Source organism: Candidatus Omnitrophota bacterium, from assembly GCA_014728045.1.
Lineage (GTDB): Bacteria > Omnitrophota > Gorgyraeia > Tantalellales > Tantalellaceae > WJMH01.
Window position 1 is genome coordinate 128,472 of sequence record WJMH01000022.1, and the last position, 23,806, is coordinate 152,277.

Annotated in this window: 23 protein-coding genes, 5 tRNA genes and 2 pseudogenes; 26 read left to right on the forward strand and 4 right to left on the reverse strand. The window is 49.4% G+C overall.

From position 1 onward, the window contains the following. Positions 1-107 precede the first annotated feature (107 nt). From GF409_08030 to GF409_08040, 3 genes are read left to right on the forward strand one after another with little or no spacing between them, the layout of a single operon-like run. Positions 108-1,073 (forward strand): PAS domain S-box protein, encoded by a 966-nt coding sequence (locus GF409_08030; GenBank protein MBD3427159.1) that lies wholly within the window; start codon positions 108-110, stop codon positions 1,071-1,073. Continuing rightward, a complete protein-coding gene (locus tag GF409_08035) occupies positions 1,057-2,682 on the forward strand; it encodes a hypothetical protein (protein ID MBD3427160.1) in 1,626 nt (541 codons plus the stop codon). Before GF409_08030 ends, GF409_08035 begins: the two co-directional genes overlap by 17 nt. A gap of 5 nt (positions 2,683-2,687) precedes the next feature. Continuing rightward, entirely contained in the window at positions 2,688-3,056 is a 369-nt protein-coding gene (locus GF409_08040) for a response regulator (GenBank protein ID MBD3427161.1), read from the forward strand. Between the two features lie 69 nt (positions 3,057-3,125). Here GF409_08040 and GF409_08045 read toward each other — a convergent pair. Together GF409_08045 and GF409_08050 are read right to left on the reverse strand one after the other, a co-directional pair. After that, positions 3,126-3,213 (reverse strand) — tRNA-Ser (locus tag GF409_08045). Between the two features lie 17 nt (positions 3,214-3,230). Then, complete coding sequence (locus GF409_08050) at positions 3,231-3,584, reverse strand: STAS domain-containing protein (GenBank protein MBD3427162.1); 354 nt, start codon at positions 3,582-3,584, stop codon at positions 3,231-3,233. 143 nt (positions 3,585-3,727) lie between these two features. On the opposite strand from GF409_08050, the gene GF409_08055 reads away from it, so the two are divergent. The 12 genes and pseudogenes from GF409_08055 (at position 3,728) to rfaD (ending at position 14,214) form a co-directional block, all read left to right on the forward strand. After that, positions 3,728-3,815, forward strand: a tRNA-Ser gene (locus GF409_08055). Between the two features lie 293 nt (positions 3,816-4,108). Further along, a pseudogene (locus GF409_08060) lies at positions 4,109-6,297 on the forward strand (ribonucleoside triphosphate reductase). Continuing rightward, positions 6,260-6,952: an anaerobic ribonucleoside-triphosphate reductase activating protein gene (locus GF409_08065; GenBank protein ID MBD3427163.1), complete on the forward strand. Its 693-nt coding sequence runs from the start codon at positions 6,260-6,262 to the stop codon at positions 6,950-6,952. Before GF409_08060 ends, GF409_08065 begins: the two are co-directional and overlap by 38 nt. Before the next feature lie 11 nt (positions 6,953-6,963). Then, positions 6,964-8,526, forward strand: a complete 1,563-nt coding sequence (locus GF409_08070) for a SpoIIE family protein phosphatase (GenBank protein MBD3427164.1) — start codon at positions 6,964-6,966, stop codon at positions 8,524-8,526. Positions 8,527-8,539: 13 nt separating this feature from the next. After that, positions 8,540-8,959 carry a hypothetical protein gene (locus tag GF409_08075; protein MBD3427165.1) on the forward strand — a complete coding sequence of 140 codons (420 nt, stop codon included), beginning with the start codon at positions 8,540-8,542 and terminating at the stop codon, positions 8,957-8,959. Beyond that, the gene (locus tag GF409_08080; protein MBD3427166.1) at positions 8,956-10,557 is read left to right on the forward strand and encodes a phospholipid carrier-dependent glycosyltransferase; all 1,602 of its coding nucleotides are present in this window, start codon (positions 8,956-8,958) and stop codon (positions 10,555-10,557) included. Before GF409_08075 ends, GF409_08080 begins: the two co-directional genes overlap by 4 nt. A 2-nt stretch (positions 10,558-10,559) precedes the next feature. Continuing rightward, complete coding sequence (locus tag GF409_08085) at positions 10,560-11,252, forward strand: glycosyltransferase (protein ID MBD3427167.1); 693 nt, start codon at positions 10,560-10,562, stop codon at positions 11,250-11,252. Positions 11,253-11,270: 18 nt separating this feature from the next. Then, a pseudogene (locus GF409_08090) lies at positions 11,271-11,543 on the forward strand (hypothetical protein). Further along, positions 11,523-11,598 (forward strand) — tRNA-Arg (locus GF409_08095). Before GF409_08090 ends, GF409_08095 begins: the two are co-directional and overlap by 21 nt. A 180-nt stretch (positions 11,599-11,778) precedes the next feature. Then, the gene (locus tag GF409_08100; GenBank protein MBD3427168.1) at positions 11,779-12,063 is read left to right on the forward strand and encodes a DNA-binding protein HU; all 285 of its coding nucleotides are present in this window, start codon (positions 11,779-11,781) and stop codon (positions 12,061-12,063) included. Between the two features lie 95 nt (positions 12,064-12,158). Further along, positions 12,159-13,229 (forward strand): UDP-3-O-(3-hydroxymyristoyl)glucosamine N-acyltransferase, encoded by a 1,071-nt coding sequence (lpxD, locus tag GF409_08105; GenBank protein ID MBD3427169.1) that lies wholly within the window; start codon positions 12,159-12,161, stop codon positions 13,227-13,229. A 10-nt stretch (positions 13,230-13,239) separates the two neighbouring features. Continuing rightward, positions 13,240-14,214, forward strand: coding sequence for an ADP-glyceromanno-heptose 6-epimerase (rfaD, locus tag GF409_08110; GenBank protein MBD3427170.1), 975 nt, complete (start codon positions 13,240-13,242; stop codon positions 14,212-14,214). 14 nt (positions 14,215-14,228) lie between these two features. On the opposite strand, the gene GF409_08115 is transcribed toward rfaD, so the two are convergent. Beyond that, positions 14,229-15,362 (reverse strand): diguanylate cyclase, encoded by a 1,134-nt coding sequence (locus GF409_08115; protein MBD3427171.1) that lies wholly within the window; start codon positions 15,360-15,362, stop codon positions 14,229-14,231. A 134-nt stretch (positions 15,363-15,496) separates the two neighbouring features. On the opposite strand from GF409_08115, the gene GF409_08120 reads away from it, so the two are divergent. Beyond that, entirely contained in the window at positions 15,497-15,985 is a 489-nt protein-coding gene (locus GF409_08120; protein ID MBD3427172.1) for a hypothetical protein, read from the forward strand. On the opposite strand, the gene GF409_08125 is transcribed toward GF409_08120, so the two are convergent. Further along, positions 15,982-16,629, reverse strand: coding sequence for an aminotransferase class IV (locus GF409_08125; GenBank protein MBD3427173.1), 648 nt, complete (start codon positions 16,627-16,629; stop codon positions 15,982-15,984). The two genes, GF409_08120 and GF409_08125, sit on opposite strands and share 4 nt — an antisense overlap. 91 nt (positions 16,630-16,720) lie before the next feature. On the opposite strand from GF409_08125, the gene GF409_08130 reads away from it, so the two are divergent. The 10 genes from GF409_08130 to GF409_08175 all read left to right on the forward strand — a co-directional run bounded on the left by GF409_08130 (position 16,721) and on the right by GF409_08175 (position 23,789). Next, positions 16,721-16,796, forward strand: a tRNA-Arg gene (locus tag GF409_08130). 15 nt (positions 16,797-16,811) lie between these two features. Continuing rightward, complete coding sequence (locus GF409_08135) at positions 16,812-18,551, forward strand: TrkH family potassium uptake protein (protein MBD3427174.1); 1,740 nt, start codon at positions 16,812-16,814, stop codon at positions 18,549-18,551. A 12-nt stretch (positions 18,552-18,563) separates the two neighbouring features. Continuing rightward, positions 18,564-19,256 (forward strand): TrkA family potassium uptake protein, encoded by a 693-nt coding sequence (locus tag GF409_08140; GenBank protein MBD3427175.1) that lies wholly within the window; start codon positions 18,564-18,566, stop codon positions 19,254-19,256. A gap of 1 nt (position 19,257) precedes the next feature. Beyond that, the gene (locus tag GF409_08145) at positions 19,258-19,971 is read left to right on the forward strand and encodes a PAS domain-containing protein (GenBank protein MBD3427176.1); all 714 of its coding nucleotides are present in this window, start codon (positions 19,258-19,260) and stop codon (positions 19,969-19,971) included. Further along, positions 19,962-20,417, forward strand: coding sequence for a hypothetical protein (locus GF409_08150; protein ID MBD3427177.1), 456 nt, complete (start codon positions 19,962-19,964; stop codon positions 20,415-20,417). Before GF409_08145 ends, GF409_08150 begins: the two co-directional genes overlap by 10 nt. A 2-nt stretch (positions 20,418-20,419) precedes the next feature. Further along, positions 20,420-20,872 carry a tRNA-specific adenosine deaminase gene (locus GF409_08155; protein MBD3427178.1) on the forward strand — a complete coding sequence of 151 codons (453 nt, stop codon included), beginning with the start codon at positions 20,420-20,422 and terminating at the stop codon, positions 20,870-20,872. Between the two features lie 19 nt (positions 20,873-20,891). After that, positions 20,892-20,984: transfer RNA gene (locus tag GF409_08160), tRNA-Ser, on the forward strand. Positions 20,985-21,298: 314 nt separating this feature from the next. Further along, complete coding sequence (locus tag GF409_08165; protein MBD3427179.1) at positions 21,299-22,666, forward strand: MBL fold metallo-hydrolase; 1,368 nt, start codon at positions 21,299-21,301, stop codon at positions 22,664-22,666. Positions 22,667-22,682: 16 nt separating this feature from the next. Next, positions 22,683-23,201, forward strand: a complete 519-nt coding sequence (locus tag GF409_08170; protein ID MBD3427180.1) for a YeeE/YedE family protein — start codon at positions 22,683-22,685, stop codon at positions 23,199-23,201. Positions 23,202-23,213: 12 nt separating this feature from the next. Next, the gene (locus tag GF409_08175; protein MBD3427181.1) at positions 23,214-23,789 is read left to right on the forward strand and encodes a YeeE/YedE family protein; all 576 of its coding nucleotides are present in this window, start codon (positions 23,214-23,216) and stop codon (positions 23,787-23,789) included. The last annotated feature ends 17 nt before the right edge of the window (positions 23,790-23,806 follow it).

Genomic DNA, 23,806 nt, shown 5'->3' on the forward strand with positions numbered 1-23,806 from the left:
AGGCGTTTTACGGATATTTATACGCGGGAAAAAATGTTAGAAGAATATCAGCGCCGTAAGCTGATATTCTGGGAGCTTGCGGTATTTGAACACAGGGGAAACAAGCGATGACTTACCTCATAATCGTGCAGATCATCACTTTGATAATACTGGTGGTCCTAGCCAGGAATTTTCTCTTCCTGCGGCATGCGCGCAGGACATGCCATCGTCTCATAGATCACATCAATGTGGGATACTACAGGTACAGAGCACGCGACGGGGTTATCCTGGCGGCCAACAAGGCTTTCGTGGACATCCTTGAACTTGGCAGTCCGGTCGAAGATATCGTCGGCAGGTCTCTCAGTGAACTTTTGATCTACGTCGATGGGGAAGGCAGCATTCGCAGCAAGCTAAAGCAGCGAGGGGAGCTTAAGAACTATGAGTACCGTTTTCGGACCCTCGAGGGCAAGGAAAAGGTCGTCATACACAATTCCTATATCGTGAAAAGCCCAGGTGGGGAAGAGACGATAGAGGCACTTATAGAGGACGTAACCGAGGAGAGAAGGTCATACCAGAAGATGAAGGAATCCCAGCAGAGGTACGAAAAACTATTTAAAAATTCCGGTGATATGGTGATAATTTGCAAGTTCGATGATTTCATCATTGAAGAGATCAATCCGGTGACCGAGGTCATCACGGGTTTTTCACAGGAGGAGCTTGTCGGCAAACCTTTCGGGGATTTTTTTCATCCGACCCACAGAAAAGGTCTCAAGGAAAGCCGGGAGGACCTGCTTTTCCGGGGGAATTCCCGGGCAGAGGCGATCATAGTATGCAAGAACGGTTCTTACAAGGAGGTCATACTAACGCTCAGTCTGGTGGAGATAAAGGAACACCGGGTCGTACTGATCCTGGTAAAGGACGTATCGGCCATGGCCCGGGAAAGAGTAGAGCAACAGAAGCGCAAAAAGGAGCTTGAAGAGTTCTGGAAGGCTTCCACCGAACGCGAAGAAAGGATAAAGGACCTGAGGGGCGAGCTGGAAAGGACCAAGCAGCAGCTCAAAATGAAGAAGCAGAAAAATGGTTCAGCAGAATAAGCAAAAACAGAAGAAGACGGTCGGGGTAATAGAACTGGGTTACCAGAAAGCCCTTATGGTGACCTCATTCCAGGTGCGTATTTTCAGTATCATCGTGGGCCTGATCTGCGCAAACCTGATCGATTCCCTTGTACATGTAGACTTACCCTGGCAGATACCGGGGGTGCTTTACGCATGGCTTCTGGTCAGCACGCTGTACCTGGTCTATTACAGGCTTAACCTGTGCCGGTCCCAGAGGATGCTGGATAACGTTCATTTAAGTTATTACTTCTTCGGGATCGCTTTTTCCACGATCCTGGTGCATTACCTGGGGGGAGCCGAGTGGCTCGCTTTCGCTATCTATTTCTTCGATCTGGTGTACGCGAACGTCCTTATGAGGAGGGCCAGAGGAGCCCTGGTGACTTTCCTGATAGTCGCCAGTTACTTTTCACTGGTACTCCTCGAATACAAAGGGCACATAACGCACATAAGGCTTTTCCCTCTGGAGGAAGCCAGTTACGACAATTTCCGGTACCTGGTGATGACCAATTTCATCATAGTCGGCGGCATGTTCTGCCTGATGTCGTACGCGACGGGGCTTTTCTCGAAAATGAAGGAAGACAGGGAAAGGAAGGTAGCCGAATCAAGGAACCGGTACGAGGCCAAATCACGCCAGCTTGAAGAGATGGCCCTGCAGCTGAGGAAGAACGCCGCTGAGAACAAATATCTCAAGAGGGCGGCGATGGGATACATAGAGAAAAAGGAGTTCGAGATAGAGAAGACGAAGCGTGATCTTGAAGAACAGATAGAAAAACTTCGCAAGACCCAGAAATCCATGTTCTTCATGATAGAGGACCTTAACGAGATGAGCGCCCAGCTGAAGGACGCACGCGATAATCTCGAAGAGAAGGTGAGACAGAGAACTGATGAACTTCTCAATATCAGCAGAAAGCTGCACAGGAGCGAGCGTCTGGCTTTCCTGGGGAAGCTATCGGGCAGCGTAACACACGAGCTCAGGAACCCGCTGGCGGTCCTGAAGAACGCCGCCTATTATCTTGAGAAGAAGTCCTCCACCGTCAAGGACAAGAAGGTCGCAAAATATATCGACATCATAAAAAAAGAGATCTCGGTGATCGATTCGATAATCGACGACATCATGGGTTTCGCCAAGACCAGGTCGCCGAACATCCAGAAACAGGACCTCAGAAAAGTGATCGATAACGCGCTCTCTTCGATCAATGTGCCGGACCTTGTGGAGGTCAGGAAGGAATTCAAGGACGTTCCGGAAATAGAGATAGACAGCGACCAGACGATGCACGCGCTGATGAACCTTGCCAATAACGCCATCATGGCCATGAGCGGTAACGGTGTGCTTACTTTTGGTCTTTACACCGAGGGCGATCACGTGTGCATAGAGGTCAGGGATACCGGCCCGGGCATACCGCCCGATCAGCGGGACCTTATATTCGAACCCCTTTACAGCAGTAAACCCAAAGGTACCGGTCTTGGTCTTCCTATAGCAAAAATGATGGTAGAGAACCAGGACGGTCATATCGAGTTCGATTCCGAGCTCGGCGAAGGTACGGTTTTCAGGATATATCTGCCGCTCGATCACAAAAAACGCGATTGATCCAAATGGAACAGGACAAGAAAAAGATCATAGTGGCCGAGGACAGCCGCGAACTGTGCGATCTTCTCAAGTGCATACTGGAAGGGGAAGGATACGCGGTGGATTTCGTTCATGACGGTTTTTCCCTGATAAAATACCTCAAGCAAACGCAGGACGTGGATGTCATAATACTCGACCTTATAATGCCCGATAAAGGCGGAATAAGCATATTCGACACCATCCGCTCGGTAGCCCCCGCTTCAAGACTGATAATTTACACCGGCTACACCAGTTACAGGCACTCGGTCTTCGCCAGGGAGGCCGACGCCTTTATCAACAAGACAGAGGGCCCGGAAAAGCTCATCGAGACTTTAAGGGAACTTTTGGAAGGATGAGTGCCCCTTTAAGCAGTAAACAAAAAACCCGGCTTTTGCCGGGTTTTTTATCTGTTATTCTCCGGGTAATGGCGGAGAGGCAGGGATTCGAACCCTGGGAACATTTCTGTTCACTTGTTCTCCAAACAAGCGCCTTCGACCACTCGGCCACCTCTCCACCCGAAGGAGTAATATTCAGTCAATGTTCTTAAAGCTTTCCAGGGCGTCATGCTCCGTTTCGTATAATTCCAGGATCCTGTCAAGCTGGGTCAGCTGAAATATACTGAAAGCTTCGTTGGACAGGCCGCTTATCTTGATGGTGCCGCCGTTTTCCCTCACCTGTTTGGCGAAGAAGATTATGGTGGCGATAACCAGCGATGAAACGAAACCCACACCGTCTAGGTCGATAATGAACTTCTTTTCCCCGGAGTCCATCAGATCCTGGAGTTTACGCTTGATCTGTTCCCTCTGCTCACGTGTGATCTCGTTGAACGAGAATCTTACGAGATTGATATCGCCTGTCTTTTCATTGGAAATAAGTTCAGCCATGATAAGATCCTTTTTTTGCCCTGAATGCCTTTATATTCTACTACATATGATGAGTTTGTCACGAATTTTCTTAAGTTAAAAGACCGGATTTTCATGAAAATTGTAGAGAATTTTGCGATATTCTGGTACAATAAGTTCCCTGCGGAGAGGTGGCAGAGCGGTTGAATGCGGCGGTCTCGAAAACCGTTGGGCCTTCGGGTCCCGGGAGTTCGAATCTCCCCCTCTCCGCCATTATTTTTTGCGTATTTCCTGCAAAAAACCACGGGGTTCGATTGTCAAGATTAAAATTCCAGCTTTTTTGCTACTAACTATATATTGTGTATCTCTTGACAAAGCCAACAACATATGGTATTTTTGCTTTTGCTTTGAAAATAATCGACCAGCGGTCTTACACCTGTTAAACACGTTCTTTCCCGGAAGCGGGGGGAACCGGCCATCGAAAGAATTATCCAGTATTTCTGGCTCATATAGATACAGGTCCTTGAAAAAAAGACTCATTTTATTAACGAAGGAGATGGTGGAAAATGTATTCAACTGATATCAAATTCATCAGGAAAAGGGATGGAAGACTTGAACCTTTTGACCCGCAAAAGATCGAGAGTGTGATCTTTGCCGCCGCCAAGGCGGTAGGGGGAGAGGACATCGAAAAAGCGCGAGAGATAACCCGCCAGACTGTGTCCTTCCTGGAAGTGATATATAAGGCTGACCGGGTGCCTACGGTGGAGAACGTGCAGGACCTGGTCGAGAAGATACTCATTGAGAACGGTCACGCCAAGACCGCCAAGGCGTACATACTCTACAGGGAACAGCACGCCAAACTGCGCCAGACCAAGGCGCTTCTTTCGGACGCGGTCAATATGGTCGACAACTATATTCAGCAGAAGGACTGGCGCGTCAAGGAGAACGCTAACATGGGTTATTCCCTCCAGGGGCTCAATAACTTCATATCCACCGCCGTCTCCAACAAGTACTGGCTGGACCGCATATATCCCAGGGAAATAGCAGAGAAGCATATGGAGGGGGACCTTCATATACACGACCTGGGTTCGATAAGCGCCTACTGCTGCGGATGGGACCTCAAGGACCTTCTGATAAGGGGTTTCGGCGGAGCTTACGGCAAGGTTGAATCCAATCCTCCGAGGCATTTCCGGGTCGCGCTGGGCCAGATAGTCAACTTCTTCTACACTCTGCAGGGCGAGGCCGCCGGCGCGCAGGCTTTCTCGAACTTCGACACGCTTCTTGCCCCCTACGTATATTATGATAACCTCACCTATGCCCAGGTGAGGCAGTACATGCAGGAATTCATCTTCAACATCAACGTGCCGACACGGGTGGGGTTCCAGACGCCTTTTACGAATATCACCATGGACCTTACGATACCCGAATCGTTCAGGGACGAGGTTGTCGTCGTGGGAGGCGAGATCAAGGACAAAAAGTACGGGGATTTCCAGCACGAGGCGGACCTGATAAACAAGGCCTTCTGTGACGTGATGATAGAAGGGGACGCCAAGGGAAGGATATTCTCCTTTCCCATTCCCACCTATAACATAACCAGGAACTTTGACTGGGAGAACCGGGACCTGGACGGTCTCTGGGAGATGACATCAAAATATGGCATACCCTATTTTTCCAATTTCGTCAACAGCGACATGGATCCGGATGACGCCAGGAGCATGTGCTGCAGACTTCGTCTCGATAACCGCGAGCTCAGGAAGAGGGGTGGCGGCCTTTTCGGGTCCAACCCGCTTACCGGCTCTATCGGTGTTGTGACGCTGAACCTGCCGCGTCTTGCCTACATGTCGGGCGACACAAAGGATTTCTACAAGGGGCTGGATGAGCTTCTGCGCATATCCAAAGAAGCCCTGGAGATCAAAAGAAAGATACTCGAGCAGCTCACAGATCAGGGGCTTTACCCTTATTCAAGCCATTACCTGGCGGATATAAAGAAAAGGCACGGTTCCTTCTGGGCCAATCATTTTTCAACTATCGGCATAGTCGGGATGAACGAGGCCTGCCTCAATCTTATCAAGGAGGACATAAGCACCGAGAAAGGAAAGAGGTTCGCGCTGGAGGCGCTCAATTACATAAGAGAACGCATGATGGAGTTCCAGGAAGAAACAGGACATTTTTATAACCTGGAAGCGACTCCCGCCGAGGGCACCACGTACCGGCTGGCCAAGATGGACAAGGAGAAGTACCCGGGTATAGTCACCCAGGGCGGGGAGGATCCTTATTACACCAATTCCTCGAATCTGCCCGTAGGTTACACCGAGGACCTTTTCGCCGCCATGGGACACCAGGATGAGCTGCAGACACGCTATACCGGAGGTACGGTATTCCATATATTCCTTGGCGAGAGGATAGAGGACCGGGATGTCTGCAAAAAGTTCGTTCGCAAGATAGCGCAGAACTATCATATGCCGTATTTCACGATCTCGCCGTCTTTCACCATTTGTTCGGAACACGGATATATCCCCGGGGAGCACTTCACCTGTCCTTATGAGGAACACAGTACTACAAGTGAGGAGGTATCGATATGACAGACAAGAAATGTAACGTTGAGGTCTTTGCCAGAGTTACCGGGTTCTTTCGTCCCGTCCAGTCCTGGAACAAAGGTAAAACCGCCGAGTTCACTGACAGGAAAAAATACAAAATGGACGCATCCGAGATAGCGAATGAAGATAGCAGGGTTACAAAAGCTGTCAATGGTTGATTATCCCGGGCATGTCGCCGCGGCGATATTCCTCCAGGGTTGTAACTTCAGGTGCGGCTATTGCCATAACCCCGAACTGATACCGCTCAACAGGGAATCTGCGTATAACGAAAAGGATATCCTGGATTATCTCGAAAAAAACGAGAACATGCTCGAAGGCGTGGTAATTACAGGCGGCGAACCCCTGATCCACGGGGATCTTCCGGAGTTCACCTCCAGGATCAAACAGAAGGGGTTTCGCCTTAAGCTGGATACCAACGGTTCCGATCCCGCGGGGCTTGAAGACCTTTTCAGGGGGCACTTATTGGATTATGTGGCGGTGGACGTGAAAACATCGCTCGGTAAATATTCTCTGTTAACGGACGTGAAGGATATCGAGGAACTTATATCCTCAAGCGTGCATCTAACAATGCTCTCAACGATACCCTATGAGTTCCGTATAACGTGCGTACCCGGTATAGTAGAAGAGGAGGACATACGTTCCATAGCTGAACTCCTCAAGGGGGCAAAAAAATGCTCCCTCCAGCAGTTCAGCCCCGGGATAAGCTACCAGGAGAGTTTTCAGAAGAGAGCCCCCTACGGTAAGGAAGTTCTCTCAGGCTTCCGGGATATCCTGCTCGATAAGGTCGAACAGGTGGATATGCGGGGGATATAAAAGGCGGGAATATGCGAAAGATAAGCTTTAAGGCAAAGATAACCCTTACGTTCCTTGCCACATACACGATACTTTCCCTCTACCTCATAGGCCTTTTCTACGTAAAGGCCGTTCTTGTCCAGAAGGAGAACCTCCGCCAGAAGCTTATGGAGCTTTCAACGCTGGGCACCAGGATAGTCCCGGCCTCTCTTGTCGAAAAGATAGTTCCCACCCGGTCCAACATGAATTCAGCCGAATATCTGGAGCTCCGCAGCAAGCTCCAGAGCATAATGAACGTGCATCCTGACATAGCCGATGTATACGTCCTTGTAAATACCCGCTCTCCCGGGATCATGAAGTTCGTCGCCAACGCTGATGAAGAGGAACTTGTCGATTGCGGGGAACAGTTCGATGTTACCCGTTACCCGCAACTGGTGAAAGCCGTACACGGACCTTCCGCGGACCACAGGGTGCTTTCCGACAGGTGGGGGGACTGGCTTTCGGGTTATGCGCCCATACGCGATAAAGCTGATGATGCGATCGCGATTCTGGGTATCGACATATCAGCCGAGACCATAGCCCAGATGCGCCGGACGGTCCTGGTCAACGCCGTGTATGTCTTCCTGGTAGGAGTGGTCATATCCATTCTTGCGGGGAACCTCGCCTCCTGGTGGCTCACCAAACCGATCAAAGCACTTATGAAGGGCATGGACCAGATCTGTTCTGGGAACCTTGATTATGCGATACCCGTCAGGTCTTCTGATGAGATAGGGAAGCTTGCCGGAAATTTCAATAAAATGGCCAGGGAGCTTAAAAAATACATACAGGACCTTACGGAGGTGACCAGCGAGAAGGAAAGGCTCAACAGGGAGCTTGAGATCGCGGCGGAGCTCCAGAAAGCGATGCTACCCCATTACAATCTCGATATCGAGGAAATAGACCTGGCCGGACTGAGCCTGCCGGCCAGGGAAGTCGGGGGCGATTATTTCGACTACATGGACAATGACGGGAGGAACATAGGTTTCGTGATAGCCGATGCTACCGGGAAGGGTCTTTACAGCTCGATCTTCATGACCAATTCGAGGAGTATCTTCAAGATAATGACCACCGAGGAGACCTCTCCCGGCAAGGTGATAGAAAGGACCAATGACCTGGTCATAAGAGAGATGGGCTCAAGTTCCTCGTCGATGTTCATCACCATGTTCTACGGGATCTATGACAAGGATACAAGTGTTTTCAGGTATTCCAACGCCGGGCATAATCCGCCCCTGTTCATAGAGAGCGAAAGCTCCCGCATAGAGCTTTTAAAGCCCCACGGCTATCCGATCGGTATAATGGAGGAGCAGAAATATGCCGACAGCCAGGTGCATATGGAAAAGGGCGATCTGATGGTGCTTTATACCGACGGTGTGGTCGAGGCCATGAATTCGAAGAAGGAAATGTACGGATTGAGCCGCCTCAGCCAGGTGGTTCTGGAATCCAGGCATCTTCCGGCACAGGAGCTGGTCAATAATATCCGTGAGAGCGTTTTCAAGTTCACTGCCGACCTGGCGCAGTTCGATGACCTCACGCTTCTGGTCTTCCGCGTCAAGTGAACCGGATGACGTAATGAATATGAAGATATTAAGGATAATACCGGTACTGTTTTTATTATCTGGCATCCTCTGCCCGGAGGCCTGCGCCGATCCCATCAAGGTTTACCTGAAGATGAGGGGCGATACCGGCATTGAAGAGAAGGTGAGGGATTTTCTGGCCAGCCGGTTCGAATCCTTTGAAGATGTAACGGTGACGGACCAGAAGGACAAAAGCCATCTTTATCTGGATCTCAGTCTCGTTGAACAGGAGCCGATACGATTTTACGCGCTGGGGATATGCATCGCCTACCATGTACGCGATGAATTTTACAGCCGGCCCACATCAGACGTGGCGCAGTTCGGTGAGGGGCGCATGGAAGACGTTTGCAGGTATCTTGCCGAACAGATAAACGGTAGTTTCCTCGCGCCCTTGAGAAAAAGTTCCGAAGAATGATAAGCATGTCCGGAAAAGACAATACAAGACTGATCCTGTTCCTGGTCGCGGTATTTGCGATACTTTCACTCTATACATGGAAACCCAAGATATGTTTCAACCCGGATGAACTTTTTTATTACAAAAGCACCCAATCGATCAGGGAAGTAAAGGACCTTTACGCTCCGGAGTATTTCGGTGAGCGCCGTTTCCAGAAACCGCCCCTTTTTTATTCCGCCGTCCTCCTGTCTTTCAAACTGCTGGGGACCAGCTGGTTCTCGGCCAGATTGGTATCGGTCTTTTCCTCGATACTGGTGCTTTTAGCCACGTATATGCTTGGGGTGAGGATGTTCGGCCGCGAGAAGGCTTTTTACGCGACGGGATCGCTTGCCACCACCGTGCTTTTTTTCAGGTTCGGTAGGATCGTTCTTCCCGAAATGATGCTCATTTTTTTTATGACCGCATCCTTCTATCTGGCCTATACCGCTTTTTCTCTTAGTAAACACGGTTATTTCTACGCCTCTTTCGCTTTAATGGGCGCGGGGACCCTTGTAAAGGGCCCGGTGGCCTTTGTGTTGCCGGGTGCCGCTTTGGCGGTCTTCTATCTGGTTAACAGGCGAAGGTTCACTCTCCCTACGGTCCCGTGGGCGGCGGGGGCGCTCATAGTTTTTTCAGCTTTCCTGGTATGGGCGGTGCCGGCGGTACTGATCTACGGCAGGCAGTTTCTGGATCATATGGCAACCGTCGAGATGGACCGATTCACCGAAAAGATCAGCTTTGGGAGCCCGTGGCGGCTTTTCTGGCACTATTCGGTCAAGCTTTTGTTCTATGTCCCGGTCCTGTTCGCGCAGTACCTTCCCTGGTCGGTGCTTTTACCGGCCGGGTTGGTGATCATCAGGAAGTATCCGAGGGGGAAGGAACTTTCCCTTGAGCGAAGTTTCCTGCTTTGCTGGATCCTGGCCGGTTTTGTCCTTTACACGCTGGTACCTGCAAAACGCGCCCACTACGTTCTGTCCCTTTTCCCGGCGCTATCGTTGTATCTGGTGTCCTTTTTCGATTTTGGGGCCGCCATTGTCAGGAAGGCTTTCAGGAGGTTGCTTGTAGCTGCCCTTGCGGTTTATTTCTTGACCGTTGTCATGGTGTTCCCTATGATATTCATTGACGGGGTCGACCGTCTTTCGATGGAACTGGAAAAACAGCTTAAGAAGCGGCGCGCTCCCGTGGCGGTTTCCTGGAGGCTGGATCCGCAGGAAGTGGAGCTCTATATAGATGAGAGAGTGATCGTTCTGTGGGAGGTGAATCTGGGCCGTACAGCGAAAGCGTTAGATCCGCGCCTTGAACAAGCGCTATCCTCCGGGGGCGGGTCGGGAACGCTTTTTTACCTGGTCATGGCACAGACGGAATACCGGCTTTACCGGGAAAGCTTCATATCCCGCCTGGAAAAGGTCCGCGGGAAGGACCTTTCCTTCAGCCGGCTTTATGGGGACAGTTTCTGGAGGAAGAGGATATTGTTCGGCGAGTTGCTGCGAAATATTCTGGACGATCCCTCCGGGGCCGCCAGGTACTTTAACGAGGCTTTCAGGGAAAAGGTTTACCTGTTCGCAGTAAAAGAGAACTGATAATGGAGAATCAAATATACTATTCGGTCATAGTGCCTTTTTATAACGAGGAGGATTCCGTTGAGGAGCTTCTGGGTTCTTTGACCAGTGTAATGGAAAAGCTCGGCAAACCGTACGAGATATTAGCTTGCGATGACGGGTCCACCGACCATACCCGCCGGGAGAACATGAAAATGAGCTCGGTTAACCCGGCGATAGTGCCCTTCGGTTTCCGGGCCAACAGGGGCCAGACCGCCTGTCTCGCCGAAGGCATTAAAAGGGCGAAGGGAGAGGTCGTGATATCGCTGGACGGGGACCTGCAGGACTGCCCGTCGGATATACCCGCTTTATTGGATGAAATGGAAGCAACAGGCGCCGACGCGGTATGCGGCTGGAGAAAAGGACGCAATGACGCGACCGGGAAGACAGCGCTTTCCAGGCTGGGCAATTCACTTCAGAGGCTTTTACTGAACGTTCCGGTCCACGATATCTCGTGCACCCTCAGGGTGTACAGGGCGCAGGCCATCAAAAAGATACGCCTCGAGCAGAAGGGGCTCCATAGGTATATACCTTATCTTTTGCAGCGTGCCGGCTTCAGGCTCGCCGAAAAAGAGGTTAACCATAAACCCAGAAGATACGGCAGCTCTAAATATTCCTTGAGAAAAGCGCCCCAAACTGTTAAATTGTTTTTCGGGCTCATATCAGGAAAATATTGAATCAACCCGGGAGTGATCATGGATAAATGGATAATTTTCGGATTTTTAGGACAGTTCTTTTTCGCGTCACGTTTTCTCATACAGTGGCTTGCTTCGGAGATCCGCAGGAGAAGTTATGTTCCTACGGTATTCTGGTACCTCAGCCTGTTCGGCGGCACGGTGCTTTTCATATACGCCCTCCACAGAAAGGATATAGTGTTCATCGTCGGCCAGGGTGCCGGCATAATGATATATCTTAGGAATTTATTTTTGATAAAAAAGTCCAAAAGGGTCCCCGTAGCTCAGCTGGATAGAGTACCGGCCTCCGGAGCCGGGTGCGGCAGTTCGAATCTGCCCGGGGACGCCATTCTTCTCGGATGATGTTCTTTTGATCGCTGAGCTGCTCCATCAACCCCTTGGCATAAGGGCTACCCGTTATTGTAATGCGGAAACCCCTGTGTTTACTAAATTATATTGACAAGGTCAGTATAATCCTGTATAGTTTTCTAGTAAGGTTTTGATCGTTCAAAATCCAAAGGAGGTAGTTATGAACAAACAGCAATTTATCGAATCAGTCGTCAAGCACGGTGATTACGAGACCAAAGCCGAAGCGGCAAGGGCCTATGATGCCGTGGTCTCCGCTCTTTCCGGCCGCCTCAGCAAAGGCAGCGCGAAAGACAGGGTTATCCGTCTTCCTGAACTGGGCACTTTCCAGATGAAGACGAGAAAAGCCAGAACAGGCAGGAATCCGCAGACCGGCAGATCGATCAAGATACCTGCGAAGAAGGTCGTGACCTTCAAGAGCGGAAAGAACCTTAAAGAAAGCCTGTAATTTTCTTTAAGAAAATGGATGTATCATCGCAACCCCCACCGGAAGAACGGTGGGGGTTGTGTTTTCCGGGAGCAGATGATAAAATTTAACTTATTATGAAAAAGATTCTGACCAATCTCTATATGAAGGCCAAAACGATGAGCGGGGACCTTTCCCTTTCGGCGAATGAAATCGCCACTTTTCTTGGAGGTTCCGTTAAAGGTGACGGCGGAGTAAGGATCAAGGACATTTCCTCGATAACCTTTTCCAGGGAAGGGGACATCACTTTCGCTTCGGACGGGGAAGAGCTTGACGCGGCCTGTAAAAGTCCCGCCTCGTGTGTGCTCACCACGGTCGCCAAAGATAGTTACCCCAAGACGGTGATCCTTGTGGATGACTTAAAACGGGCTCTCACCATGATGTATAATGCCATGCTCGAGATCAAGCCGCCGGAGAAGGGAAGCGTCCATCCCACTGCCGTAGTTTCCGAGAGCGCCCGACTGGGGAAGAACGTTGCCGTGGGGCCCTATTCGGTGATCGGGGACAACTCCCGCATCGGCGACAATTGCGTCATTGGATCGGGATGCTCTATCGGCAGGGAGGTCACTGTCGGAGAACTTTCGCATATATACCCCAACGTGGTCATATATGACCAGACGGTCATGGGCAGGAAGGTCATCGTGCACTCAGGGTCCGTCATAGGCTCTGACGGGTTCGGCTATGTTCCCAAGGACGGAAAGATCTACAAGGTCCCCCAGATGGGTAACGTTATTATTGAGGATAACGTTGAGATAGGGGCGAATACCTGTATAGACAGGGGCACCTTTACTACCACCGTCGTGGGTGATTCCACCAAGATAGACAATCTTGTCCAAGTGGCACATAATACCAGGATAGCCAGGAATGTTCTCATAGCCGGCCAGTGCGGCATAGCCGGAAGCTGTGAAATAGGTGAGGGCACCATGATGGGCGGTAACGCGGGAATAGCCGACCACAGTAAAGTAGGCAGCAATGTCAAGATAGGTGCCAAAACAGGCGTTACCGGCCGGGTGGCTGACGGAAAGACCGTTTTCGGTTATCCTCACAGGGAGGCCGAAGACGCCAGGAAGTTGTACGGGCTTATGTCGCTCTTTTTAAGGCACATGAAAAAGTTCAAGAGGTTCATAAGGAGCCTTCCTGAGCAATGACGGGTGAAGCATGATAGTACTGACAGGCGGAGCGGGGTTCATAGGAAGCTGTTTTCTGCGTAAGCTAAATGATGAGGGAATTACCGATATACTCGTCGTTGACCAGCTTGACCGCTCAGAGAAGTGGCGCAACCTCCTTGGGAAGAAATACCGCGATTACCGCCAGAAAGACGAGTTTTTATCCTTGGTCGAAGAGAACAGTATCCCAAGCCCAAAGGCCGTCGTGCATATGGGCGCCTGCAGCTCCACTACCGAAACCGACTCGGATATATTCATAAAAGATAATTACGAATATTCCAAAAAACTAGCCCGGTGGGCTCTTTCCCGCAAGGCCCCTTTCCTCTACGCTTCCTCGGCCGCCACTTACGGTAACGGCAGTAGCGGGTATAAGGACGATGAGGGGGGTCTCGATTCTTTGAGGCCGCTCAATATGTACGGTTACTCGAAACACATGTTCGATCTCTGGGCCAGAGAGGAGAGCCTTCTGGGAAAGATGACCGGCATCAAGTTCTTCAATGTCTTCGGGCCGAATGAATATCATAAGGGCGAGATGATGAGCGTTATCTGCAAGAAATACCCCGAACTGGTCAAAGATGACAGGATCACGCTTTTCAAATCCTACCGTGAAGAATATCCGGACGGTGGACAGAAGAGGGATTTTGTTTATATCAAGGATACGATAGAGGTGATGTGGTTCCTCTTCACTAATCCGAACATCACAGGTATCTATAACCTGGGTTCCGGCAGGGCGCGAAGCTGGAATGATCTTGCCCGTGCCATGTTCACGGCGCATTACGGCACCGCCGAGAACGAAGGGAAGATTGAATATGTCGATATGCCTGGGGAACTCCGCCCCAAATACCAGTATTACACCGAAGCCGATCTTACCAAGCTCAGAGAGGCCGGCTGTGACCATCAGTTCATGTCCCTTGAAGAAGCCGTAAGGGATTACGTGCGGTACTTAAGGGATAATTCCCATCTTTGAGGCAGATGAGGTGCCTATTTAAAGGTCTTGAATTCTTTTGTGACGGGATTGAATACCGTTATCCTGTTGCGGCCGCCGTTCTTGGATTCGTAAAGGGCGTGGTCCGCTTCACTGATAAGGTATTCCGGTTTGTAGTCCGGGCTCGCGTTGTATGAAGAAACCCCGAGGCTGAGGGTGACCCCGACGTGTTTATTCTCTACTTCTATTTCCGTGTTCTGCACCTTTTCTTTTATGCGGTCGGCTACTTCCAGGGCCTCTTCGGTAAGCTTTTTGAGCCTTTTGGCGACCGTCGCGGCTTCTTCCGGTCCGGCTTCCATAAGCAGTATGCCGAATTCTTCGCCGCCGTACCTTGCAACTATATCAGATGAGCGGACGTTCTCGGCGATTATGGCAGCAACCGTTTTGAGCATCTGGTCGCCCGCCAGATGTCCGTAGGTATCATTGAATTTCTTGAAATGATCTATGTCACACATGACAAGTGACAGGGGATTGCCGTAACGCTTGGAACGGGCGATCTCCCTTTCCAGGTGCTCCTTGAAGTATTTCTGGGTGTACAGTCCGGTCAGACCGTCGTGCACAGCCTGGTATTCGGCTATGCGTTTGTCGTGTTCTATCTTCGCGCTGTATTCTCGGTATATAAGCACGGATAAAAGCAGGACAAGCAGTACTATGAAGGATACCCTGGTGACATTCACCATATGCGAGTATTCGGAGAGCCCCCGTTTATATTCCTTGTTGATATCGTATACGAGCAGAGTGCCCACCTCGGTATCTCCATACCTGATAGGGTAGACGTATTCGGCGCTGAGTATATCGACCTCCTTGACGTCCTTGGCGGCGCTGCGCATAATGCCGTTCTCATCCCTGTATATGAAATTAACGTTAAGGAAAGGTATGTCGTTATATTTATCCAGGAATGTCTTGATATTCTCTATGGTCGGTGTCGGCACTTCCTTTTTAAAGCTCTGGTATATGGATGAGGCGAGTCTTTCGGCCCTTTCCAGGTTGTAAGAAGTGGGTTTTTCGATGAAATACTTGTACATGATGGCGCTTTGCCTGGTAAGCAGGAAGTTGAAGAGAAACCCACCTATGATGGACAAAAGCACCAGATAAGCTATGAACCTCGTTTTGAGGAATGAAAGTTTCATAATAATATATATTATATACGCCCCGCGCCGAGAAAGCAATATTTGCCCCCGAAGCCGGGGCAGGGTTTTGTTGAAAATCACCGGGTTATATGTTATAGTTTGTGTATTGTATTCAGCTGAAAGGAGCAATACCCATGGAAGAATTATATACTCCTAAAGACGTAGTCCAGATGGCCGTCCAGGCCAAGGAGCGGGGCAAGGAGCTTTATCTGGCGCTTGCCCGCAACAGCGAGAACTACCACGTGAGCAAACTATTCACCGAACTCGCCAAGGACGAGCAGAAACACAAGCTGGAGCTTGAGAAATGGCTCGACTATATCACCGGTGCCGACCAGGAGGAGGCCTATCCGGGAGAAAGGGCTCTTTACCTGAAAGCACTTGTCGATGACAACGCATACAGCTGCGATGTGACGACACGGCAGGCGCTTGAAAAGACCGTAAGCGAAGAGGAGGCTCTTCAGGCCGGGATAACGTTCGAGAAGGATTTCATGCTTTTTCTGCATGAACTCAAGAGCCATGTCACAGGTGAGGGCGGTACGACCATAGATTCGCTTATTGATGATGAAATACGGCACCTGAAGGAAATGTTCCAGCTGAAAGAGAAGATAGACAGGGCCGTCTAGAGCACGGCGTCCGGCTGGAAACAGACGGGTAAGATCTTCCTTACCGAGTTCATGGCGTAAATTTCATCAGCCTTAATAAGGTCCTCCACATGGAGGACCTTTTCTTTCACTGGCCGGTCCTTTTCTCGCAAAAGATGCTGTCTGAAAGTGCCCGGCAGGACCCCACAGGAGAGGGGAGGCGTCAGGTAATAGTTCCTTTTACGGATCATGATGTTGGTAACAGCGCCTTCGGTCACCTCATCCTCTCGGTTGGTGAAAATAACGTCAAAAAACCCCTCTTCGCGGCATTTTCGGAGTTTTCGGTCATAAAGGTCTCTTCTGGTGGTCTTGTGCCTGAGAAAATCATCGTTCCTGTCGGTCTTCTCTCTTGACAGGGCCAGTCTGGCAGGGGCCTCGGGAATTTCACCGAGAACGCGGCTGGTTATCTTCAATTCGCCTTCCGGACCGAGCAAAAGGCGAGTTCTGTACTTTCTCATGAGGCTGAAATCAGCGCTTGAGCTCTGAAGGGCACCATATATGAAATCTTCCCCGTAGGGGAAAGAGAACCTACGTGCGCTTTCGCGCAGGCGAGATAAGTGCTCCTCGAGCAGGAAGAACTCGCCGTCCTCCCAGAGAAGTGTTTCGATCAAACTGAAGTTTTCCATAAGGATTTACCCGTCAAGGTGTTACGTCTGTCTTCGTTGACTATTATTATAGATGTGATACAATAAAAACTCAATTGATTATTCTAAGCGCGTGCCAGTAGCTCAGCGGATAGAGTAGCGGCCTACGAAGCCGTTGGTCGGAGGTTCGAATCCTCCCTGGCACGCCATTATCCGGTCCTGAAATGAGCCTGCGAAAAGAAGGTAAACTTGCCCTTTTCATAGTTATTCTGGGGAGCATATCCATAATCCTGGAGAATGCCATTACCCAGTGGTATCTTTCCGAGCTTGTCGCTCATCTTCTCGATTTTGCCATCTTTTTCCTTTTTGTGACGGCCGCTGCTGCCGGCATTCTAAAGGCGCCGGATAAGAAGGAGTTCATCAGACGGAATATTCTGGAGATCGCACTGGCCGCGGTCGCCTCCGTCATGTTCTTCGCCTTTAAGTATTATCATTTCTTTATCGATGATTTCCAGGGTCATAGTATACCCGTCAAGCTCATAATAGCCATAACCATCATAAGCGCACTCAAGGTGTTCACCAGGGTAAATACTGTAAAATACGTCATTCAGAAGCTGAGCCTTCACCCGGCGCAGACCATTATGTTCAGTTTCATAGCCATAATCGTGACCGGAACTATCCTGCTTATGACCCCTTACGCCACCAGCGACGGAAGCCAGATGGGGTTTGTGAACTCCTTTTTCACCGCCACTTCCGCGACATGCGTGACGGGGCTTATCGTGGTGGATACGGCAACGCGTTTCTCTGTCCTGGGGCAGATCGTTATCATGCTGCTCATACAGTTCGGGGGACTCGGGATAATGATATTCGCCTATTTCACGGGGTTTATCGTGGGAAGGAAGCTTACCCTCGAGGACAGGCTCATGGTATCCTATATGCTTGATGAGAACGATTCCCGTAATCTGGCAAGGGGCGTCAAGAACATAGTGCTTCTAACTCTTCTTTTCGAGCTTGCTGGCGCTGTCCTTCTTTTCATGGCTTTCAAGTCCACGACGGGGGGTATACTAAGCACGGCCTTTTATTCGATCTTTCACGCGGTTTCGGCGTTCTGTAACGCAGGATTCGCTCTATTTTCGGATAACCTGGCTTCGTTCAAGTCTTACGGTTTTCTTAATTTCGTGATAGCCGGTCTTATCATAGCAGGCGGCATAAGTTTCGGCGTAATAACCAATTCGGCAAGGCACCTCAAGACGTCTTTTCGGAAAAGGTTTCTTGACAGGACGCAAAAGATCGAAAAACTCACTCTCAATACCAAGATCGTGCTCTATACTACAGCAACGCTTCTTCTTATAGGGACCCTTGTCATATACAAGATCGAGCACAAAAATATACTCACCGACAGCATCCAGACGCAGTACCTTGAATCATTTTTCCAGACGGTCACGCTGCGAACGGCCGGGTTCAACACGATGGATATTTCCAAACTGCATAAAGGCACCTTCATCCTGATGATACTTTTCATGTTCATAGGAGGGGCTTCCGGGTCCACCGCGGGAGGAGTAAAGGTCAATACCGTCGGTGTGGTCTGGGCCTATGTGCGTTCGGTCTTCAACAACAAAGATGAAGTCGTTCTGCTCAAACACACTATATCGAAGGACCTCATCAATCAGGCCTTTCTGGTGGTCCTGCTTTCAGCGTCGGTGATATTCTCCGGAGCGCTTCTGCTTATGCTGTTCGAACATGACAAACTTTTCCATGAGCTCGTCTTCGAATCGTTCTCCGCTTTCGGCACTGTGGGGCTTTCCACGGGTATTACGCCGAAACTGACCGCTTTCAGCAAAATGGTGATAACAGCTCTTATGTTCATAGGCAGGGTGGGGCCGCTTACAGTGGTGGCGGCTATCTCCCAGAAAACATTGCGATACGGTATAAGCTACCCCGAAGGGAAGGTAAGCATAGGATAGGAGGAAAATAAAATGGCAAAGGAAAAAATATTTTCGGTGTTCGGGTTAGGTACGTTCGGTATGGAGATATGCAGCGTGCTTTCGAAGAAGGGAGCCAAGGTAATAGCGGTAGATATCGATAAAAAGAACGTGGACCGGGTAAGGGACAGCGTGACGCAGGCGGTGCTTCTGGACAGTACCGACGAAGACGCCCTGAGGAACGCGGCACTTCAGGATACGGATGTCGCTATAATCTCGATAGGGGACAACATGGAAGGCAGTATTCTTACCACTATCCTTCTCAAGAAGATAGGGGTTCCTTATATCATCGCCAGGGCAATGAGCGATGTCCACGCGCAGGTCCTCAAGCAGATCGGTGCGACCGAGGTCATCAATATCGAGGTCGACCAGGGACAGAGACTGGCCAACCGGATAATAGCCCCGGACATAGTTGATGTGGTTCCCATATCCGAGGACCAGGTGCTAGCCGAGATGCGGGCGCCGGAGAATTTCATAGGGAAAACGCTTTCGCAGCTCGAACTCAGAAAGAGGTTCAATGTCAATATCATCACGGTAAGACGTTCCAAGATCGATATAGACGACATGGGCAACCCCATGAAGAAGGAATTCGTTTTCACGCCGAAACCGGACGAAGAGCTCAAGGTGGATGACGTACTGATCGTTCTCGGGTCGCCGAAGGACATAGAGAAACTCAAGGAGATATAAGATGATACTCGTAAAGAAAAGGTATCTTTTCATATTGACGGTTCTATTCTGCCTGATCGTCATATTCGGGGAGGTCAAGTTCTTCTACGCCCTCAGGCATGTCGATCAGACGACGGACCTCGACGTCAAGTATGAGATGGAGAACTTTATTTTCGCCTCTATCGTGCTTATGATGATCGTGTTCTTCTTTCTGGTCAATTTCGTTAGGATGAGCAACAATATCCTCAAGCGTCTCGATAAGCTTATACAGCTTTCCTCCTACGGCAAATACGATGTGGGAGAACACCTGGGCAAGCTCGGCAGGCTGGGGGAGAGGGTGAACTTCCTGGTATTCCACCTGGAGAAGCTGAACCGGAAAAAGTCGCTGAAGATAAGTTCCCTGTCCGGGATGAAAGACCTTTTGCTGGAAATGTCCGCTGAACCGCTGTTGGTCATGGACAGGTATGGGCGCCTTGTTGACTGTAACAGCGCGCTTCTCGGGGAGATGGATATTACAAGGGAAGACATTCTCGGATATACTTGCAGCGGTGTTCTCCAGGGGGTAGCCCCCGAGGATCTTTTCTCGGAACTCCAAAGAAGAAGAAAAGCTATCGAGAGGGGTGAAATCACCATAAATGCCGGAGGCAAGAGCAAAAAGTGCAGAATCACATTCTATCCGGTCATTAATGCGGACTCTGATATATCACACGCTGTGGGGGTATTATCATGCGAATGAGAAGAATATGGGCAGTAACGCTGTCAGTGATCTATTTATTTATCCAGGCGGGGGTTTCTTACGCCGGGGGTTTTTCCAGGGTAATGGTACTGGATGTAAGAAGCACCGAACCGGAATTCTCCTACCGGATCAAGGTGGAGGTAAATACTTATGAGCGTTTGGGTATAGGGGATATTTACCCGGCCCACGTCAGGAAACGGACCGGGTCCGGTCTGTTGGATAAGCTCTATATCAGCGGTACCGTGGAGCCCTTGGAGAACGTTACGTTAGCGGGAGTTGTGGTGGTCGCCGAATTTTTGGATTCTGCCGGCAATACGGTCGCCCTGGAGGAATCAGCGGTTATCCCCCGGATACTGGGTCTTAGAGGAAGCAGAACAGGACGTTTTACGGTGGATACTGATTACTCCGAGTCGATAACCACATGTAAACTCAGTCTCAGGTGGTGATAATGAACATACATGAAATATACATGAAACAGGCCCTTACCGAAGCCTATAAAGCTTTTGACGAGGATGAAGTACCCGTTGGATGCGTGATAGTTTATCAAGGGGAGATAATAGGGCGGGCCCATAACCAGATAAAAATGCTGAAGGATCCCACCGCGCACGCGGAGATGATAGCTATCACGCAGGCGGCCGCGCACCTTAGAAATGAAAGATTGAACGGGTGCGTACTTTATGTTACAATTGAGCCCTGTTCGATGTGTGTGGGGGCGCTTATTCTGGGACGATTTAAATCCGTGGTATACGGGGCAAGCGATTCCAAGACGGGTGCCTGCGGTTCGGCGGTGGATCTGACTAAACCGGGTCTATTTAATCATACCCTTGAGGTTACAGGGGGCATAATGGAACCCGAATGCCGGACGGTAATACAGGAATTCTTCCTCGCGAAAAGAGATTAAAACATACCTTTTTTAATACGGAGAGGTGGCTGAGCTGGCTGAAGGCAACGGTTTGCTAAACCGTCGTAGGGGTAACACCCTACCGAGGGTTCGAATCCCTCCCTCTCCGCCAGCGATAAAACAGGCATTTTCATAAGTTGCCTGATCATCATAGAATAAGGCTCAAACTCTTTCAGAATAAGGGTTTGAGTCTTTTCTTTTATCTTCTTTTGTTTGTTTTAAGTAGTGCCCCTGGAGGAAATAAGTATTTTCTCTTCATTCGACTCACCCGCATTTCCGGGGCATGATTTTGGTTGCCTCTGCAAGTAGAAAATAGTCAATATAAAGTGGATATAACCGATAGGAAAAGAACGACACATAAATATAATGTACAGTGTTTGATAGCGTTTGATGCTTATATTCAAAAAGAATAAAAAGGATGCACATATGTATTTACAGAAGATCAAATCGGAAGGCCTAGCCCATCTGTCATATTTTATCGGCAGCGGGAACGTAGCGGCAGTAGTAGATCCGCGCCGCGACCATGATATATATGAACGGATAGCAGCTAATAAGGGTATGCGTATCACTCATATTTTTGAAACGCATCGGAACGAGGATTACGTTATAGGTTCAGTTTCGCTTGCGGAACGTACAGGCGCGCGAATATTTCATGGCGCGAACATGGATTTTCAATATGGTACGGCAGTGTCCGACGGGGAAACTTTCGAACTGGAAAGCGTGGGGTTAAAGGTGCTCGAAACCCCAGGACATACTTTCGAAAGCATTTCGATCGTTCTTTACGATAAAAAATCCGGAGAAGACGCGGTAGGTGTTTTTACGGGTGATGCCCTGTTTATAGGTGATGTGGGAAGGACGGATTTTTTCCCGGACAGAAAAGAAGAAGTTGCCGGGCTTCTTCATGATAGCATTTTTAAAAAACTTGTTCCGCTCGGGGAACACGTTATTATATACCCCGCCCACGGGTCAGGTTCGGTGTGCGGTGCAGGACTGGCGACCCGGGAATTCTCGACTATCGGATACGAAATAAGGAACAACCCGATGCTTAAGATGAATAAAGAGGAGTTCATAAGACATAAAACGCAGGAAAAACATCCCCTGCCGCCATATTTTAAAAAAATGGAGGAGTACAATAAGAATGGGGCTCCTGAGATGTGCGGGCTTCCGTTACCGGCACCTATGGGTGCGAAAGAGTTCACGGAAGCTATCGAAAAGAAGGATATGGTAGTTATAGATATGCGCAGTCCTGAAGCTTTTGCGGGAGCGTTCATTCCCGGAAGTCTGGCCATTCCTCTGGGGATGTTCCCTTCTTATGGAGGTTGGTTCGTTTCATATGACAAGCCGATCGGAATTGTCGTCGAGAACGAGAGCCAGGTAGATACGGCCGTAAGATACCTGCTGAGGATGGGATATGATAATATACAGGCATATCTGGATAAAGGCCTGCACGAGTGGGAAACGAGCGGACGCAAATTCGACAGAGTGCCTGCTGTTCACGCTGAAGACCTGGTAGAAAGGATAAATAGGGGGGAGGAGCTTACTCTTCTTGATGTCAGGAAGGAAGGTGAATTCGAATCCGGTCATCTTCCAAAGGCAGTAAATATTTATTTGGGGGATATCGAAAAACATCTGGATAAGGTATCTAAAGATCGTCCTGTGGTTACCTTCTGCGGAAGCGGCAGACGGGCTATTATAGCCGCGTCAATATTAAAGAGAAACGGTTACGATAAGGTTGAGGACTGTCTGGGGTCGATCAAAGCATGTTCCGCCATAGGTTGTCCGATAGAAAAATAAAAAAAGGAGAAAGCGCATGATGAAGTGGTTGACAATGGATATGTGGTCTCCTTATGTGACGGGCAGTTTGATAGGGGTTTTGAGCTGGATAACATTTCTTATTTCGAACAAGGCATTGGGGGTGTCCACGGCTTATGTCAGGACCTGTGGTCTTATTGAGAAAAAATTGGATAACAATGTTGAGAAAAAGAACGAATATTACCGGAAATATTCCCCATCGATAGATTGGGAATGGATGCTCGTCGCCGGACTTATATTAGGAGCTTTTCTATCTTCCAAATTATCCGGGGTTTTTGCTCTCGATTGGGTGCCCGGCCGCTGGGAAGCGTCTTTTGGTAATACGCCTTTACTGCGTTGGGCCGCGGCCTTCATCGGCGCGATTATAATGCAGGTAGGAGCGCGGTGGGCGGGTGGTTGTACCAGCGGGCACGGCATAAGCGGCACATTACAGCTGGCCGTAAGCAGTTGGATAGCCGTTATATGTTTTTTTATCACTGGTGTTTTAACGGCTCATATTATATACGCATTATTTTAACCGGGAGAAACAATGAAACTAGAAAATAGTAATAAAAAAATGTTACAGCTTTTAATGGGCTTTTTATTCGGTATCTGTTTCGGATTTCTTCTTCAAAAAGGAGGTGTTACCCGTTATGACGTGATGATAGGGCAATTGCTTCTTGAAGATTTCCGGGTGATAAAGATAATGCTTTCAGCGATCCTTGTAGGTATGTGGGGCATATATTTTTTGAAAAAAGCAGCTCTTGTGGAGTTGCACATCAAGCCCGGCGCGATCGGGTCTTCCTTGATCGGTGGTCTTGTGTTCGGGGTAGGTATGGGAATTCTAGGTTATTGCCCCGGAACCGTATCCGGGGCAGCTGCACAGGGCAATCTGGACGCGCTATTTGGAGGTATAGCCGGGCTATTAGCCGGATCCTGGATATTTTCGAGAATTTTTCCTTCACTGAACGGGAAAATATTGCACATAGGTGATTTCGGCAAAAAAAACTTGCCAGAGATATTGCATATCCCGGAGTGGGCGGCTATGTCAGCGGTAACAGTTGTAATTATAGGGTTTGTTATCCTTTTAGAAACAAATAATATTCCCGGATTGCTGGGGAAGTAAAAAAGGATTACTTAAGA